The sequence below is a fragment of the Desulfuromonas sp. DDH964 genome, assembly GCF_001611275.1.
Classification (GTDB): domain Bacteria; phylum Desulfobacterota; class Desulfuromonadia; order Desulfuromonadales; family DDH964; genus DDH964.
Window position 1 is genome coordinate 2,771,627 of the sequence record NZ_CP015080.1, and the last position, 16,025, is coordinate 2,787,651.

Sequence of the window (16,025 nt, forward strand, 5' to 3'; positions counted from 1 at the left end):
CGAACAACACGAGATAGTTGTACCATGAATCGGGCCGCTCAGCTATCGGCCGTTAATGCATCCCCGCCGGCGCCTCCCCCTCCCCTTTCTTCAGCAGCAGCAGAAACGGGATGACCGCCAGAAAGGCGATGCCGAGAATCCAGAAGATGTGATTGTAGGAGAGCATCCCTGCCTGGCGCCGGATCATGCCATAGATCATCGCCAGGGCGGTCTGCTCGGCCTCGCTCGCCGGCACGCCGCGGGCCACCGCGGCCTGGGTCAGGGTGGCGACCTTTTGCTGGAAAGCCGGGTTCATCGGGTTGGCGTGGGCGACGAGGACGTTCTGGTAAAGCTGGGAGAAGCGGGCGAGCAGGGTCGCCGAGACGGCGATGCCGACGCTGCCGCCAATGTTGCGCAGCAGGTTGTACATGCCGGTGGCGTTCCCCATCTCCGGTTTTGGAATCACCGACAGGGTGGTGGTGGTCAAGGGGACGAAAATCATGCCGAGACCGAGGCCTAATACCATGCGCGGCCAGACGAAATCCCAATACGAAGCCTCGAGGGTGAAACCCTGCATGATGAACATGGCGCTGGCGCCGATGCAGAGGCCGCAAAAGACTATATAGCGTCCCTGCACCCCCCGGGAGAGGGCGGCGCCGACGAAGGGCATGGTGCAGAGGGTCACCACGCCCCCCGGCGCCAGGACCATGCCGGCGAGGGTGGCGTCATACCCCATCAGGGTCTGCAAAAAGAGCGGGATCAGCATGATCGCGCTGTAGAGGCAGAAGCCGAAGATGAACATCAGGAAGTTGCCAGCCGAATAGGAAACGTATTTGAAGAGACGCAGGTTGACGATCGGGTGGGAATGGCGCAGTTCGACCAGGACCAGGGCGACCAGCGAGACCGCCGAGACCAGCGCGAAGGCGATGATGAAACCCGAGTCGAACCAGTCTTCCTGCTGCCCCTTGTCGAGCACGATCTGCAGGGAACCAAAGCCGAGAACCAGCAGCGCCAGCCCCCAGTAGTCAATGGAAATCTTCTGCCGGTTGCGCAGGTACTCGGGGTCAAAGAGGAAGGCGGCGGCCATGATCACGGCGATGACGCCGATCGGCAAATTGATGTAAAAGATCCAGCGCCAGTTGAGCTGGTCGGTGACGTACCCCCCCAGGGCCGGGCCGATGATCGGCCCGAACATGGCGCCGATGCCGAAGATCGCCATCGCCATCCCCTGCTCCTTCGGCGGGAAGGTCTCCATCAGGATCGCCTGGCTGTTGGGGATCAGGGCCCCTCCGGCCGCGCCCTGCAGGATGCGAAAGAAGATCAGAAAGCCGAGGTTGGGCGCCGCGCCGCAGAGAAAGGAGGCGAGGGTAAAGAGGACGATGCAGGTGATCAAAAAGCGCTTGCGGCCGAACATCCTGGAGAGCCAGCCGGTCATCGGTAGCACCACGGCGTTGGCGACCAGGTAGGAGGTCAGCACCCAGGTGATCTCATCAGTGCCGGCGTTGAGGCTCCCCTGCATGTGCGGCAGGGCGACGTTCGCCACCGAGGTGTCGACGATCTCCATGATCGTCGGCAGCATCACGGTGATGGTGATCAGCCACTTGTTAACGGGTTTGGCGTCGCTCATTGCAGAGGCTCTTTATAGGTCCTAAAGGTCCCATAGGACCTATGATTTTCCGCTCTTTCAGTGGAACGGATTGAGCGTCTCAAGGATGTCCCCCAACGAGCGACCGGTGTAGACCGTCGGCACCACGCTCATGCCGACCCGCAGCATGTGGCCGGGGTCGGTATCGGCATCGATGACGATCTTGACCGGAATGCGCTGCACCACCTTGACATAATTGCCGGTGGCGTTTTCCGGTGGCAGCAGGGAGAAAGCGGCGCCGGTGCCGGCCATGATGCTGTCGACCCGGCCGGTAAAGGTGCGGCCCGGGAAGGCATCGACGGTAAATTCGACCTTCTGCCCGGGCTCCAGGTGGGTAAGCTGGCTCTCCTTGTAGTTGGCGACGATCCACGGCTCCTCGAGCCGGACCAGGGCGAGGAGCGGCTGGCCGGCCTGGACATTGCTGCCGACCTCCACCGACTTGCGGGTAACGTAACCGGCCACCGGCGCGACGAGGCGGGTATAGGCGAGGTCGAGGCGCGCCGACTCCACTTCGGCAGCGCGCTCGGCGATGCGGGCGGCCTGGCCATCGTCGCCGACAGCTCCAACCTGGGATTCGGCGCGGGCCAGGTTCTGCCGCGCCTGGTTGACGCTCTCCCGCGCCACCTTCGCCGCGGTGCGCAGCTGGTCGAGGCGTTCGCCGGGAATCACCTCGCGGGCAAAGAGGGCTTCGCCGCGGGTCAGGTCGAGCTCCGCCTGATCGGCCTGGGCCCGGGCCTGGCCGAGGGCGGCGCGCGCCGCAGCAACCGCGGCGCGTTCGCCGCCGACGGTATTGCGGGCAATCGCCAGGGCGGCCTGCGCCTTGTCGAGGCGGGCACGATAGGGCGCCGCGTCGAGCTCGACCAGCAGATCACCGGCGGCCACCGGCTGGTTATCCGCCACCGCGACCGTTTCGACATGCCCGGCCACCCGCGCCGAGATGAGATGGATGTGCCCGGCGACAAAAGCATCATCGGTGACCAGTTCGATCTTGCTCTTGTACCAGAGCCAGCTGCCGGTCACCACGCCAGACAGGATCAGGACGAGCAGGATCAGGCCGATCCGGCGTCGCCCGCCGTTGGTCTTCGCTTCCTTATCGCTGCCGGAAGATGTCTGCTCTGGCTTTTCCGCTGCAGTTTCACTCATGATGAATCCCTCAAAGGGCGCCGATGGCACGCTGGACCCGGGCCAGGGCGAGCTGATATTCAAATTGGGCACGATAGAGATCGGTACGGCTCTGCGTCAGCAGGGTCTGGGCATCGAGGACTTCGGTGGCGGTCCCCACCTGCTCGCGGTAGCGGTTCTGGTTGAGGCGCAGGTTCTCCTGCGCCTGGCGGATCGCAGCTTCCATCACCGCGATCCGCTGCGCCGCCACCGCCGCATCGTTGCGGGCGCTGCGGTAATCGAGCAGGGCCTGCTGCTCCAGGTCGGCCAGCACCCGGCGCTCCTGGTCGAGCCGCTGGCGGGCGGCACGCAGCCGGGCGCTGCTGGCGCCGCCGTCGGCGAGGTTGACGCGCAGCCCGAGGGTGGCGCTATAGATGGTCTGTTCCTTGACGTGACTGTTCTCGACATAGTCGGCGCCAAGGTGGGCAAAGAGCTCCGGCCGGAATGCCCCTTGCGCCTGCTGGACCCCGGCTTGCGCGGCGGTCACCTGCTGCTGCTGCGCGGCGATCTCCGGGCGACTGGCGATGGCGGCCGCATCAGGCACCGACGGCAAGGCGAGATCCGTCTCGGGATGGAGCTCGGCACGGGCCGCGGTTGGCCGTCCGGTCAGGTAGTTGAGTTGCAGCCAGGCATTCTCGAGCGCACCGCTGCGGGCGAGCTGCTGCTGCCGGGCGGATGCGAGACGAACCTCGGCCTGCAGCACGTCGTTGCGGGTCACCATCTGCTGTTCAAACAAGGCCTTGGCCACCCGCAGATGGGCCTCGGTCTGGGTCACCTCCTCGGCGGCTGCCTGCAGCAGCTGCTCGGCAATGAGGACCTGGAAATAGGCGACGCCGGTCTGCAGAAAGAGATCCTGCTCGCGGCCCGCATAGGCAAAGCGGGCCTTGCGCGCACTGGCATCGGCAGCGGCGACCTTCCCCGCCGAACGACTGAAATCGTAAAGAAGCTGCTCGGCGGCGAGGCCGAAATGGGCATAGTTTTGATCCTGGGTCGCTTCGCTAAGGCCGCCGATCACCACCTGCTGCGGCGCCTGCTGCGCCGTGTAGCCGGCCTCCAGATCGAGCCGTGGGCGATAAATACCGTGTGCTTCCTTGCTCTGTTCGGCGGAAATCTCCGCCGATGAACTACCCCGCAGCAAGCTACGGGGTATCAAAAAGCGTTAACTGCTCGCGGTGCAATTGCTGATACTCTTTTTCTCGGCCTTGATTTCTAACATAGGTCGCAATGGTTTTCTCATTACCCTTTTGGCCTACAGTGTTCACAAAATAGCCCTTTGTCCAAAATTCGCCACCCCATAGTTGCTTTTTAACCGATGGGACTCGTTTGAATATTTCTCTGGCCGTAATGCTTTTGATGACTCGTGCAATCTGCGTTGGGCTGTACATTGGAACCGACTGCACCAAAAAGTGAACATGGTCTTTGTCGGTCCCAATTTCTACGAACTGAATCTCGTATCTTTTGGCGATCTCAAGGCAGACCTCTTTGAGCCAGCCATCAACCTCTGGGGTGAAAACAACCCGGCGGTATTTTGCTGGGCAAACAAGATGGTATAACAGCACAGAAACATTATGACTTTTGTGTACATATTCGCTCATGTCGCCAATATTTCATATTGGCGATAGCGAAGCAAGCTTCGGGGAATTGGACCCCCCTGAGATTAACGCCGCCGCCTGCAGGGTCGGGTTCTGCTGCCGGGCGAGGGCGAGACAGTCGGCCAGACTCAACGATTCGGCGCCGACGGTTGTCGGCAGGAGGAGCAGGCAGCCAAGGAGCAGTCTGCCAGAGAGACTAATCATGGTTACTTCCCCTTATTTTGGCCAAAAGGCGGCAGAGCTCTTCGTACTCGCCCGGTGCGAGAGCGGCGACTACCTGGCGGCGCACGCCGAGCGCCACCGGTGTCAGTACCTTCTCCAGGGCACGTCCTTTAGCGGTCAGACAGACCCGCCAGGCGCGGCGATCGGCAGGATCGGGCCGGCGGTGAACCAGGCCGAGCTTCTGCAGGCGATCGAGCAGGCCGCTGAGCGTGGTGCGATCGATTTCGGTCTTCTCGGAGAGCGCGGTCTGGGTCCGGCCATCCTCCTGCCAGAGGAAGGCGAGCAGTGCGAATTGCGCCGGGGTAATGCCGTGGGGGGCAAGCAGATCACGAAATTGCGCGTAGATGCGCTGGTGCGCCTTGGCCAGCAGAAATCCAAGGCTGCTCTCGATATTCAACCCATCCACGAGAACCTCCAGATGCTTTCCGTGCGAATAATCAGCATACTTTCCATGCGCCAACTTACTGCCGCTGGGCATTTCAGGTCAAGGGGCAGGAAAAATTTTTTGCGCCGTATAAGCCCTTGACCGCCCGACTGCTTCTTTCTATAATCCACAGCACTTTCGCCAACCAGCTCACCGAGAAAGAATCGGTATCCAGGTTTGGGGGTGTGGTGAAATTGGTAGACGCACTGGACTCAAAATCCAGCGGGCGCAAGTCCATGTCGGTTCGACTCCGACCACCCCCACCAACCAATGAGAAAGCCCGCCACCACTTAGGTGACGGGCTTTCTCTGTTCTGAAACATTGATTTCATTCGAAGAGGGGGACGAAAAAAAGCCCCCGCCGGAGCGGGGGCCAGTAATGGGCTAAAGCTGATTTACGGACGGCTGGCCACGCCGGTAACGGTGTCGCCACGGAGCCAGGCAACGGCCTCGGGGTAGAGAGCGACATCGATAGTGATGCTGCCGTCCAGGACGCCGTTGTCAAGCCAGTCGATGGAATCGAACAGCAGGCGCTTGACGTAGTAGCGGTTGTGGGCATAGCCGCCGGCGTCGTTGCCCGGGATCAGGCTGTTCTGGAAGGCCCGGTGATCGTTATCGGTGCCGGTGGCGGCAGCAACAACACCGCCGGTATAGTTGGTCTGGCCGTTGGCCTGGTTCAACGTGTCCTTGAGGAGCTGGCCGGCTTGCTGGTAACCAAGGGACTCCTCCTCCAGGAAGGCCGCGGCAGCAGCAGCGGTTCCGTCACCAGCCACGAGGTCGGTGGTGGTCAGGGCGGCACCGTGAGCCCCGGTGTGGCAATTGATGCAAGCCTCGGAGTTGAGGCCGACGACCACGCCGGCAGCATCTTTCTCGACCACTGCGAAGGTGTGGTCAGGCTGACCCGCAGCCCCGTTCATGTGACAAACGGCGCAGGGGCCGGCGTCGGTGTTGCCGGTGGCATCGTCGGCAGGGGTGCCGAGAATGTCATGTTCGAAGTAGGACGGCTTGGAGTAATCCAGGCCGACATACTCGCCGCCGACATGGGTCAGGTTGCTGAACAGGATGGCACCGGCAATCCCGTGGTGGGAGGCACCGTAACCGCTGGTGCTGACCGGAACGTCGCTGGCATTGCCGCGGGCCGAGTGGCAGACCAGACAGGTGTTGGAGCTGCCGACATCAGGGAAGTCAATCGGCAGACTGTTGTAGGTGTAACCTGCGGTCACAGCAGCCTTAACGCGGAGATCGCCGGCATTGTTGCTATGGCAGGCCCAGCAGTAGAGCATCTCGTTCTGCCCGGAGGGGGTAATCGCACCGGTAGTAGCGTCCTTCGACCAGCCGACCAGGGCCGAGAAGTCATTGTTGGCCGCATCGTAGTTGGCCGGATCGGCCGCGTAGTTCTTGAAACCGGTGGAAGTATGGCACTGCTGGCAAGACTGGCGGTTGGCGGCATCCCAGTCATAGTGGACAAAAGCGTTATCCGCAGCGGCGACGCCGGCTTTGCGGTAGATGTCGACGGCGGCCCAATCATGGTCGGTCAGGCCCGCGTCAGCCACGGCCTGCTTCTTGATAGCGATGATGTCGCCGCCATGGCCCGATTCGGCCCACTGCTCATTAATGGTGATATCGGCCGCATGGACGTTGTGGCAGTCGCGGCAGGAGCGCTCATTGGCCGGATCCATGGTATAGCCTTCAACCACGTTGGTCGTCTCCGGATCGTCGAAGTGGGTCGAGGCTATGACCCGGGAATAGCGGGCGGCATGATAGATCAGGTCGCCGCTGGCGCCGTCGCTGGAGGTAGAGCCGGGCAGTTTGGAAACGGCAGCTCCGATCTGGGCGTCGTGGCGCTGGTGGCAGTTGGTGCAGGTGGCATATTCGGCCGAAGCCACCACCTTCAGGGACGCACCGCGCCCGCTGGTCTGTTCGTTTTCCAGCAGTTTGCCAGGATTATGCGGGTCATGGCAGGTACGGCACTGGATCGGCGACGGGTTCTCGACTTCCGTGACTGTGACCAGGCTTTCAAAGGTATCGTAATCCTTGTACTGGCGCGCCCCTTCATCGGTGTGACACTTGGAGCAGGGGGCCCCGGTATGAATCTTGGTGTGCGGGCTGGCGACGTAATCCGCAAGGATGTTGTTTCCTTCCGGATGGTAGGTGATGTGGCTCGGCATCTCGGTGGTCCAGCGGCTGTTGTGACACTGGCCGCAGGCATTGAAGTCGGGGGTCGCGCTGGGGATCGGACCGACGCCGAAGTGCTCGCCACCGGCGCCGTGGCAATTTTCGCAGCCGACCGCAGCGAGACCGCCGGCGGGGACGTCGGCCGGATCGATCAGCCCCTCGAGGGTCGGGCCGTCACCGATGGGATCGTGACAGCTCAGGCAGAGTGCTTCTGAGGTCGCCGCGACATGGGTGCTATGCACAACGTGCTTGCCGACCAGGTACTTGTCGACCTCGGCAGCACTCCAGGAGAAATCTTCGTGACAGCCAATACAGGTGCCGGAGCCAACATAGGCGACACTGGTCACCGGGTCACTGCCGAGATTAGCACCACCTGTGGTGGTGCTGCCGCTGGAGTCGCGATTGCTGCCGCACCCCGAGAGGGTCAGCGCCAGAGCCGCCGCAAGAGCGAGAGAAACTAACTTCGTGGTTCGCATGCAAACCTCCTATGCGTGGGTTAAGGATGTAATTAATGGCATTTCCGACAGGTTTTGCCGCCACTGGCCCGGTCGAGACGGCCGCTGAAATCGCTGAAGTCCTTCGGATGGGGGTTGACCATCAGCCCGCTCTTTGCGCTGTGGCATTTGAGGCAGATATCCCCGTCCGGGTGGCAGGCCTGGCAGGTCGCCAGGTTCTTGCGCGCTTCGCGGCTGTGCCGGCTCGACCATTCGTGCGACGGCAGCACCGAGTTCGGGTGGCAGGTCTGGCAGCTGTCCGCGGGAAAGGTCTCGTGCGGCGTCCCGGAAACGGTCAGGTCGCTCCAGCTGCGCCGGTGCGAGTCGAGGGCGAGGTCGGCCGGGGCGAACTGCTCGTGGCACTCGAGGCAGAAGTTCTGCTCGTGGCAGCTGCTGCACAACTGCGGGTCGGTGCGCGCGGCGATCGGGTGGGTGACGTGAAAGTCGCTGCGATGGACGTTGACCATGGCGTTGCCAAAGGCCCCCATCTCGTCGGCGCGCCCGGCGTCGCTGTGGCACTCGAGGCAGAAGTCCTGCTGGTGGCAGGCGCTGCAGTCGATGGCGCCATTCTTGGCGGCCGGACGGTGGTTGAAGGCCCAGACCGGGCCATGCGTCTTCAGCCCCGGAAAGGTAACTTCTTCGACAAAGGCTTTCTCGTGGCATTCGAGGCAGACCGTCTCGGCCGGCTTGATCGCTTCGGCCCCTTCGACGTGGCAGGTAGCGCAGGCGGCATCGTCGAGATAGGTCAGGTGAGTGGCGTGGTCGAATGGGGCGCCCAGCGCCGGCGCCGCCCAGAGGGTGGCAAGGGCCAGGATGGCTAACAGGCTTCGAATCATATCGTCACTCCTTGACTTAGAAGAGGATGTTAAGACGGACGCGGCCGCGGTTGTAGTAGTCGTACAGGTCGCTCTCCACCCGCTCGAGCTTTGCCTGGACATTGACCTTCTTGGTCAGGTACGCCGTGGCGTCGACCCAGTAGCGGCTGCTGGTGGTGTCGTCGCTGGTCTCTTCCAGCCGCCGCTGCAGCACGTCGACCTCGGCGCCGGCGCCGGCCTGCAGGTACTTGTTGAAGAGGTAGGAGCCGTGCAGCTTCACCCCGCGCAGGTCCTGGCCGTCGCCGTCCTCGCGCCAGACCCCGGAGAGGTAGCCGGCAAAGCGCTCGGTGCGGATCTTTTCGACCCCGGCCTCGAAGACGTAGGCGTCGTCGAAATCCTGGTACATTTCCCAGGTGCCGCGGCCAAAGGCCCTTAAGCCCTCGCCGAGCCGAACGTTGTATTCGGCCATCAGCTCCTGGTACTCGCTGACGGCGAAGACCGAGTAGATCGAGGTCGAAGAGAAGACCGGCAGGGAGTAGAGGTACTCGGTGCGCAGGTTCCACTTCTCGCTGCGGTGGTAGTTGGCCCCGGCCAGGAAGTAGGAGACGCTGTTGCTCAGATAGTCGAATTGCACCTCAGTGTAGAGGTTGAGCAGGTTGCGCCAGTCGTAGTCGGCATCGAAGCCGAACATCTCGTTGGCGAGTTCGCTGTCGCTCCAGCGCTGCAGGTAGGAGACGCCGAGGTGGAGGCCGTCGAAGAAACTCCCGGACAGCTTCAGCCCGCCGATCAGGTCCTTGGCACTGTAGCCGCTGTAGTAGGCGACATCACCACCGCCGAAGAGGCTGACCTTGAGGGGGCCGAGGTTGTTGTAGTCGAGGTAGAGGCCGTCCATCAGCGAGGCGCCGGCGGTGGTCGCGATGAACTGGCGGCCGAGCTTGACGTCGAGGTTCTTGACCAGCCCCTTCTTCTCCAGGTAGCCGTAGTAGAGGCGGCTGTCGGCGTCGACCTCGTCGTTGAGATCGACCCCGAGGCGGCCGTAGCCGCGGAAATTGAGCCCGGCGCCGTCGAGATCCTTGACGTTGAGCAGCAGGTACTCGTAGGTGGGAAGCGCGGCGTCACCCTGGGCGTCGTCGTACCATTCGAGTTCGGTGCTCGAGCGCCCCGACACCGAGACCGCCAGCGCCTGACCCGCCGCCCCCAGGGCCAGCAGAAACACCGCTGCGCAGATCGTCATTCGCTGCCAAATCCTCATGTTGCCTCCTTCGAATTTAAATGTCCTTGATCCCGAACCCTGCTCCGCTGGTGACGCGCGACCAACCTACGGAAATCAGTACAGGCAAGAGCTGCCTGGCCTCATTGCGCGAGCACGCACCTGAACAGTGCGGAATTCTACAGAAACTTTTTCCGGAGCGGGGTTAAGTTCTCAATAAGAAGGGTAAAGAAGTATTAAGGGGCCCCGGAATAGTGCAGTTCTCTCCCCCTGGCCCCGGACAAACGGGGGCGAGACAAGCCGACTTTACATTTCTTTACATTGGTGGCAGGGACTTTACGTTAATATGGCTGGAGACGAGGGATTAATGACCAAACAGGCGAATCGCATCCTGATTATTGACGACGATGTCGAACTCTGCGAGCTCCTGAAGGAATACCTGGGGCCGGAAGGGTTTGTCGTCGAATCGTCCCAGGACGGCGAATCCGGAGCCGAACGGGCCATCGGTGAAGAGTTCGAGCTGGTGGTACTCGATATTATGCTGCCGGGAATGAGCGGGCTCGATGTGCTGCGCCGGATCCGGCAAGTGTCCAAGATAGCGGTGGTTATGCTCACCGCCCGCGGCGATGAAATCGATCGCATCGTCGGGCTCGAACTGGGCGCGGACGACTACATGCCCAAACCGTTCAATCCGAGGGAGCTGGTGGCGCGCATCCGTGCCGTGCAGCGTCGCCTCCGGCCGGCCCCGGAGCCACACCAGGTCCGCCGGGGTCAGGGAGTGGGGTTGACGGTCGGCGACATCTTCCTCGATCAGCGCACCCTGACCGCAAAACAGAAGGGGGTTCCCCTCGAGTTGACTGCCGTAGAGTTCGCCCTGCTCGCCATCCTGCTGCGCAACGCCGGCGCGGTCGTCACCCGGGAAGATCTGGTGCAGTCGGTTTTGGGGCGGGAGCTCTCCCCCTATGATCGCAGCATCGATGTCCACATCAGCAACCTGCGCCGCAAGCTCGGTCCCTTGAGCGACGGTAGCGACCGGATCAAAACCCTGCGCGGAACGGGGTACCAGTACCTGGTGCCGGAACAGAAGGACATTCCGGAAGCATGAGGAACAGTGTTTTCAAGAAAATCTTCCTCTGGTTCTGGCTCGCCATGACCATGATTGGCGCGACAGTGGTCATTCTGGCCCTGACCACCGGCAGCGACGGCGAAGACCGCGCCATGCGCCAGCGCCGTTACCGGATCGAAAGCCAGCAATTGATCAAGGCGTACCGCGAAGGGGGGGGCGCCGCCTTCCAGAACCAGCGCCGCCTTCTCGAGGAGAAAACTGGCGCCCGCCTTTTCCTCCTCCACAACAATGGCGACGGTGTCATCGATGAGCGGCTCGATCCCGCCCTTATTCCCTTGGTAAAACTGGCGGCCGAGACCCATGTCAACCAGGTTCAGTCCGGGGACGAGGAAATCTGGATCGCCTATCCGGCGACAGAAGAGTATGTTTACCTGATCAACAGAACCCGCCCCAATCCTCTCGCCACCATCCTCGACCCGCGCGCCCTCGGGCTGCGTATGATCATCACCTTTATCGTCGCCGGTGTGGTCTGCTTCCTCCTCGCCCGTTCGCTGACCGCTCCCATCGGCAGGTTGCGGCGAGCGACCAGGGCCTTCGCCGACGGCGCCCTCTCCACCCGGGTCAATCCGCCTGCTGGTAACAATGACGAGATTGCCGGACTAGCGCGGGATTTCGACCAGATGGCGGCGCGCATCGAACACCTCATCAAGGCCGAGCACCGCCTGCTGCAGGATATCTCCCATGAACTGCGGTCGCCTCTGACCCGACTGGGCCTGGCCCTTGAGTTGACCCGGCAGCATGCGCCTCCCGAGGCGACCCCTTCCCTCGACCGGATCGAGCGGGAGGCCGGCCGGCTCAACGAGTTGATCGGCCAACTGCTGACCTTGACGATGTTGGAGAGCCAGGCCGGCACCACTGCGTGGGAAGCCACCGACTTGCAGAGTCTGCTTACTGAAATTGTTCTCGACGCCGATTTCGAAGCGCGCAGCAAAGGCTGCCGGGTCGATCTGGTGGCGGCAGTTGCGGTAACGGTCTCAGCATCCCGGGAACTGCTGCGGCAGGGAATCGAGAATGTCATACGCAACGCCATTCGCTATACCGCCAGAGACTCGACCGTGACTGTCGCCCTGACGACGACCTGCAGCGAAGGGGAAGCGAAAGAGGCGCTGATCGTCGTTCGCGATAACGGCCCGGGAATTTCCGAAGCGCTGCTGGAAAAGGTCTTTTTCCCCTTCTTCCGTACCGAGGAAGCGCGGGACCGCCAGAGCGGTGGCTACGGCCTCGGCCTAGCGATAACCCGGCGGGCAGTTCGCCTGCACCGCGGAAGTGTTACCGCCAGAAATGCCAAGGACGGCGGGCTAATGGTCGAGATCCGCCTGCCCCTCGGAGCAACTACCTAGACGAATCACCCGCCGATCCGTTTACCACAGGCGCCCTCGTCCATCCCGCCGGAGAAGGCGGAGCATCGGGTAGGAGGCGGGGTCGCCCCCGCCGTCCTCCCACACCACCGTGCGTACGGTTCCGTACACGGCGGTTCACAAGGCGCTCTGAAAGCGGCGGTGCTGATCGGTCAAGCGGATCAGCCCCAAGTAGCGAAAGAAGGATGTCGGATACGCTTCATTCATGTGCGAGGCCCCTGAGTTCCACCAGGGGCCTCGCCCGTTCGTGGCCGATTTCCACGCCCGGGCTTCCGGCAATCCCCGCTGCATCAACCTCTTGGCCCGGGTATAGGGGCGCTTCCACTGTCGCCATAGAATGCAGCGCAGCTTCCGCCGCAGCCATTTGTCCAGTTCTTCGAAGATGCCTTTGACCTCCGCCAGGCGGAAGTAAGAGGCCCACCCCCGTAGCTTCGGGGTGATTTCTTTGATGACCTGAGCGAGACTGCGTCCCCTCCCCCGTCGGCAGACCTTCCTGAGTCCGGCCTTGAACCGCTTCACTCTCGACTCCGCCACTTTGAGGCGGGGTTTCTTGTGAAAGGTCATGCTGTAACCCAGAAAGACCCTTTTCCAAGGACGGTCGACGGCGCTTTTGGCGACGTTGACCTTGAGTGCCAGCCGCTCCTCCAGGAACCGGGTGAGACTGGCCATGACCCTTTGGCCGCTGCGCCTGGTCTGCACGTAAATGTTGCAGTCGTCGGCGTAGCGGCAGAAGGCGTGACCGCGCCTCTCCAGTTCCTTGTCGAACGCGTCGAGCAGGATGTTCGACAGAAGAGGTGAGAGGGGACCACCCTGCGGCGTCCCTTCCACCCTCTGCGACACAAGCCCGCCTTCGAGCACTCCGGCTTGCAGGTACCGCCGGATGAGCAGCAATACCCGCTTGTCTTCGACCTTACGGGCGACCCGCGACATGAGGATGTCGTGGTTCACCCGGTCGAAGAACTTCTCCAGGTCGATATCGACCACCCAGCGCTTGCCGTCGGCCACATGCCGACGGGCGGCTCTAACCGCCTGCCAGGCACTCCGTCCGGGACGATACCCGTAGGAGCTGTCGGAGAAGTCCGGATCGAATAGCGGCGTCAGCACCTGATGCAGCGCCTGCTGAATGAGCCGATCGCACACCGTGGGGATTCCCAGGGTGCGCACTCCCCCGTCGGGCTTCTCGATTTCCACCTTCCGCACCGGCTGGGGGCGATACGTCCCATTCAGCAACTCTTCCCTGATGGTCGGCCACTTCTCCTTGAGAAAGCCGCGTAGCTCGCCCGTCGTCATCTCGTCGATGCCGGGGGCGCCCTTGTTGGCTTCCACTCGTTCAAGGGCCGCCATCATGTTCGGGCGGCTGACGACGTCTTCCATCAGCCCCCTTTCCGCTTTCGTCCAGGAAGGGTCTCTCGTTGCCGTGACGTTTGACGCACCGCTCCCATGCTCTGGCGGCTTCCGGCCGCTGCCCTCCGGGACGGCTCCCGGTATCTCGACCGGGACTTCTGCTGCTCTTGTCGTCATCGAAACGCGAGTCTCCTGAAACGACGCCTCGTGTTCGGCCCTTTGCCGGGTGGTTACTCCGGCTACTACGGCCTCTGCTGACTTCTGCCGGCCCGTCCCGACACCTTACGGTGACGGTAGCACGAGGCAGACCGACAGATCTCCCAGGGTAATGCGCGTGACCTTCCTCCCATCTACCCGCCGCATCTACAGCCCCACCCTCCCGGATGGCTATCGGGCTTTGAAGATATTGGCCTTCTCGCCCGGATGAGACTGCCTCATGCGGTTTCTGTTCGTCGGACCGGGATTTTGCCTGCGGCTTCCTTCAGATTCCACCTCGCGATGGACACCCTTGCCGTCCGGCTAGCGGTTCCCGCCATCAGGGTCCGCAGGGGACTTGCACCCCCAAGTCACTGATTCACCACCACAGTGAATCAGACAGCGCCAGTCAAGGCGCTACGCGCCATGCCTGGCGCACCAAAAAAAACCGCCGGGGCCCCCTGGGCTCCGGCGGTTTTCATTCATGGCGAACGGTTTTGCCGTTAGCGCAGCAGGCGGGCCAGATAAAGGAAGGTGCCAGCGACCGAGAGCCCGGCGAGAAGGTTGCCAAGGTTGCTGCAGATGACTGAAAGCTGGTAGCGGAAAGGGAAAAGCTGCTGGTTGGCGACATCGTCGAGGTTGTAGACGAGGACGTAAAGATCGGAACCCTTCCAGAGGAAGATGCAGACGAAGACGAAGATAAAGGCGATGAAACCCTTGCTGATCGGGCTGTCCTGAACATTGAGGTAGATTTTGCGGATCAGGTCGATATTGATCAGGGAGAGGAAGACCCAGTTGGTATTTTCGACGATACGAATGGTGCGCAGGATCTTTTCATCCGGGGTGATGTTGACCAGGACGAAAACCAGCGAGGCGACAATCACCGCGAGGGTCGAAAGATAGACATAAATCTTGTTCCCCTCCAGCTCAAGAGTCCGGGAAAAGACGTAGTATTCCTGGAATCCATGGCTCATCACCAGGATCGCAATGGTCCCGACGATATAGGCCATGGCCGTCACCTGGGGGATATTGGCCCCGGGGAGGAAAGGAATGGCGCGGGGAATGACCTCACCGATCAGGATCAGGAAGAAACCAACGGCGATGCTGGTCCAGACCCGGGCGTTGCCGAGGCTGAAGTAAAAGGAGACGGCACCGGCAATCAGCCAGAGGATCAGTTGCAGCAGGTTGAAATCCATCGAAAACCTCCCGTGACATGGTCAGGCAGCCGTGGCGGCTGCAACGCGCTGCCAAAGCAGCAGCAAATATCAAGCCTACTTGAGAAAAGCCCTGGCCCCCTTCTTCATTTCCTCAAGCATGCTGTTGATGGCGGAGGGCCCAGCCACCAGCTTCGCCGCCTTGGCGAGATTTTCAAAGAAAGGTGCGAGATCGGTTTCGGTGAGCCCACCAGTCTGAGGGAGGGTTTTCTCCGCCGCCTTGTCAGCCAGGGAAGCGCCGATTTTACCGAGATGCCCCTCGGCAGTAGTGCGCAGAAAACCCTGGAGCTTCAAGCGGCGGTCCTTTTCATGGAGCTCCTGGTTGCGGCTCGCCTCGTCTTCCCGCGAACGCCGTTCCCTGGCGATCCGTTCCTGGGCCTTCTTCCACAAGGCACCGAGGTCGGCCGTGCCCATCAGGTCGGCGAGGACCATTCCTTCCTGGCCCCGGGAGATGAGCACATCAATCTTCGCCCCGGGAAGCCGGGCGACGGACATCGAGGTATCGGCGTTGGTCTCCATATCGGTCGAGCCGTCGTGAAAAAACCCCAGGGGGCTGCCGTTACGATAGAAAATCAGGGCGATACGCTCGCGGGTATAAATCCGCAGACAACCGCTGACCTGGTCCTCCTTGAGCTTGCCGAGCAGCGCCTTGATGTCGATCAGCTTGAGTTCCTGCCCCTTGTAGAGGACTTCACCGTGCAGCAGGGCATGGATGCTCAGGGCGAGATCGGGTGAAAGCTTGTAGATATCGAGCAGGGCGTTGCCGGCGAGAGATTCTTCGAAAATGCGGGCGATGGCATCGTAAGCGATCAATTGCTCACGGTCCGCTTCGAAGAGGGCGCTGATCAGCTTGCCGTTCTGAAAGATAACGATGCCGGTCCCGCTTTTGGCGTCGAACCGGAGGTAGCCGGTGAACCCACCCCCCTGCAATTTGCGCAGGGCATCGGGGAGGTTGACCTTGCCCGGATCGATCCGTTCCTTGACCGGGTTTCCGCGTGGCAGAAGAATCATGGGGGAGAAGCCTCACCAGCTGAATTTGTTAAAATCAAAAAACCATAGAATTCTTAAACAA

At 61.9% G+C, this 16,025-nt stretch carries 14 protein-coding genes and 1 tRNA gene; 3 read left to right on the forward strand and 12 right to left on the reverse strand.

From position 1 onward, the window contains the following. Window positions 1–52 precede the first annotated feature (52 nt). From DBW_RS12755 to DBW_RS12775, 6 genes are read right to left on the reverse strand one after another with little or no spacing between them, the layout of a single operon-like run. The gene (locus DBW_RS12755; protein WP_066727885.1) at window positions 53–1,606 is read right to left on the reverse strand and encodes a DHA2 family efflux MFS transporter permease subunit; all 1,554 of its coding nucleotides are present in this window, start codon (window positions 1,604–1,606) and stop codon (window positions 53–55) included. A gap of 57 nt (window positions 1,607–1,663) precedes the next feature. Beyond that, window positions 1,664–2,767 (reverse strand): HlyD family secretion protein, encoded by a 1,104-nt coding sequence (locus DBW_RS12760; protein WP_066727886.1) that lies wholly within the window; start codon window positions 2,765–2,767, stop codon window positions 1,664–1,666. A gap of 10 nt (window positions 2,768–2,777) precedes the next feature. Then, entirely contained in the window at window positions 2,778–3,938 is a 1,161-nt protein-coding gene (locus DBW_RS12765; protein WP_082820342.1) for a TolC family protein, read from the reverse strand. Beyond that, window positions 3,925–4,380: an IS200/IS605 family transposase gene (gene tnpA / locus DBW_RS18215; protein WP_082820194.1), complete on the reverse strand. Its 456-nt coding sequence runs from the start codon at window positions 4,378–4,380 to the stop codon at window positions 3,925–3,927. Before tnpA ends, DBW_RS12765 begins: the two co-directional genes overlap by 14 nt. Window positions 4,381–4,392: 12 nt before the next feature. Beyond that, a complete protein-coding gene (locus DBW_RS12770) occupies window positions 4,393–4,581 on the reverse strand; it encodes a hypothetical protein (RefSeq protein ID WP_066727888.1) in 189 nt (62 codons plus the stop codon). Next, window positions 4,574–5,005, reverse strand: a complete 432-nt coding sequence (locus DBW_RS12775; RefSeq protein ID WP_066727889.1) for a MarR family winged helix-turn-helix transcriptional regulator — start codon at window positions 5,003–5,005, stop codon at window positions 4,574–4,576. The genes DBW_RS12770 and DBW_RS12775 overlap by 8 nt, the downstream gene beginning before the upstream one ends. A 197-nt stretch (window positions 5,006–5,202) precedes the next feature. Between DBW_RS12775 and DBW_RS12780 the strand changes: the two genes are divergently transcribed. Next, window positions 5,203–5,289: transfer RNA gene (locus DBW_RS12780), tRNA-Leu, on the forward strand. A gap of 128 nt (window positions 5,290–5,417) precedes the next feature. On the opposite strand, the gene DBW_RS12785 is transcribed toward DBW_RS12780, so the two are convergent. From DBW_RS12785 to DBW_RS12795, 3 genes are read right to left on the reverse strand one after another with little or no spacing between them, the layout of a single operon-like run. Further along, window positions 5,418–7,673 carry a hypothetical protein gene (locus tag DBW_RS12785; protein ID WP_066727890.1) on the reverse strand — a complete coding sequence of 752 codons (2,256 nt, stop codon included), beginning with the start codon at window positions 7,671–7,673 and terminating at the stop codon, window positions 5,418–5,420. A 32-nt stretch (window positions 7,674–7,705) separates the two neighbouring features. Beyond that, window positions 7,706–8,527, reverse strand: a complete 822-nt coding sequence (locus DBW_RS12790; RefSeq protein WP_066727891.1) for a cytochrome C — start codon at window positions 8,525–8,527, stop codon at window positions 7,706–7,708. Between the two features lie 16 nt (window positions 8,528–8,543). After that, window positions 8,544–9,758, reverse strand: coding sequence for a hypothetical protein (locus DBW_RS12795; RefSeq protein WP_157471891.1), 1,215 nt, complete (start codon window positions 9,756–9,758; stop codon window positions 8,544–8,546). A gap of 325 nt (window positions 9,759–10,083) precedes the next feature. On the opposite strand from DBW_RS12795, the gene DBW_RS12800 reads away from it, so the two are divergent. Both DBW_RS12800 and DBW_RS12805 read left to right on the forward strand, forming a co-directional pair. After that, window positions 10,084–10,821: a response regulator transcription factor gene (locus DBW_RS12800; protein ID WP_066727893.1), complete on the forward strand. Its 738-nt coding sequence runs from the start codon at window positions 10,084–10,086 to the stop codon at window positions 10,819–10,821. Beyond that, a complete protein-coding gene (locus tag DBW_RS12805; RefSeq protein WP_066727894.1) occupies window positions 10,818–12,182 on the forward strand; it encodes an ATP-binding protein in 1,365 nt (454 codons plus the stop codon). Before DBW_RS12800 ends, DBW_RS12805 begins: the two co-directional genes overlap by 4 nt. 135 nt (window positions 12,183–12,317) lie before the next feature. Here the strand turns inward: DBW_RS12805 and ltrA are convergent, their stop codons facing one another. The 3 genes from ltrA to DBW_RS12820 form a co-directional block, all read right to left on the reverse strand. Beyond that, window positions 12,318–13,721, reverse strand: a complete 1,404-nt coding sequence (ltrA, locus tag DBW_RS12810) for a group II intron reverse transcriptase/maturase (RefSeq protein WP_066727275.1) — start codon at window positions 13,719–13,721, stop codon at window positions 12,318–12,320. A 521-nt stretch (window positions 13,722–14,242) separates the two neighbouring features. Then, window positions 14,243–14,935, reverse strand: coding sequence for a hypothetical protein (locus DBW_RS12815; RefSeq protein WP_066727895.1), 693 nt, complete (start codon window positions 14,933–14,935; stop codon window positions 14,243–14,245). 75 nt (window positions 14,936–15,010) lie between these two features. Then, the gene (locus DBW_RS12820; RefSeq protein WP_066727896.1) at window positions 15,011–15,964 is read right to left on the reverse strand and encodes a DUF2226 domain-containing protein; all 954 of its coding nucleotides are present in this window, start codon (window positions 15,962–15,964) and stop codon (window positions 15,011–15,013) included. Window positions 15,965–16,025 lie beyond the last annotated feature (61 nt).

What these genes read in the sequence shown, in the direction of transcription:
- DBW_RS12755 (WP_066727885.1), bottom strand. Translation starts at nt 1,606, where the DNA reads ATGAGCGACGCCAAACCCGTTAACAAGTGGCTGATCACCATCACCGTG.
- DBW_RS12760 (WP_066727886.1), bottom strand. Translation starts at nt 2,767, where the DNA reads ATGAGTGAAACTGCAGCGGAAAAGCCAGAGCAGACATCTTCCGGCAGC.
- tnpA (WP_082820194.1), bottom strand. Translation starts at nt 4,380, where the DNA reads ATGAGCGAATATGTACACAAAAGTCATAATGTTTCTGTGCTGTTATAC.
- DBW_RS12770 (WP_066727888.1), bottom strand. Translation starts at nt 4,581, where the DNA reads ATGATTAGTCTCTCTGGCAGACTGCTCCTTGGCTGCCTGCTCCTCCTG.
- DBW_RS12785 (WP_066727890.1), bottom strand. Translation starts at nt 7,673, where the DNA reads ATGCGAACCACGAAGTTAGTTTCTCTCGCTCTTGCGGCGGCTCTGGCG.
- DBW_RS12790 (WP_066727891.1), bottom strand. Translation starts at nt 8,527, where the DNA reads ATGATTCGAAGCCTGTTAGCCATCCTGGCCCTTGCCACCCTCTGGGCG.
- DBW_RS12795 (WP_157471891.1), bottom strand. Translation starts at nt 9,758, where the DNA reads ATGAGGATTTGGCAGCGAATGACGATCTGCGCAGCGGTGTTTCTGCTG.
- DBW_RS12800 (WP_066727893.1), top strand. Translation starts at nt 10,084, where the DNA reads ATGACCAAACAGGCGAATCGCATCCTGATTATTGACGACGATGTCGAA.
- DBW_RS12805 (WP_066727894.1), top strand. Translation starts at nt 10,818, where the DNA reads ATGAGGAACAGTGTTTTCAAGAAAATCTTCCTCTGGTTCTGGCTCGCC.
- ltrA (WP_066727275.1), bottom strand. Translation starts at nt 13,721, where the DNA reads ATGACGACAAGAGCAGCAGAAGTCCCGGTCGAGATACCGGGAGCCGTC.
- DBW_RS12815 (WP_066727895.1), bottom strand. Translation starts at nt 14,935, where the DNA reads ATGGATTTCAACCTGCTGCAACTGATCCTCTGGCTGATTGCCGGTGCC.
- DBW_RS12820 (WP_066727896.1), bottom strand. Translation starts at nt 15,964, where the DNA reads ATGATTCTTCTGCCACGCGGAAACCCGGTCAAGGAACGGATCGATCCG.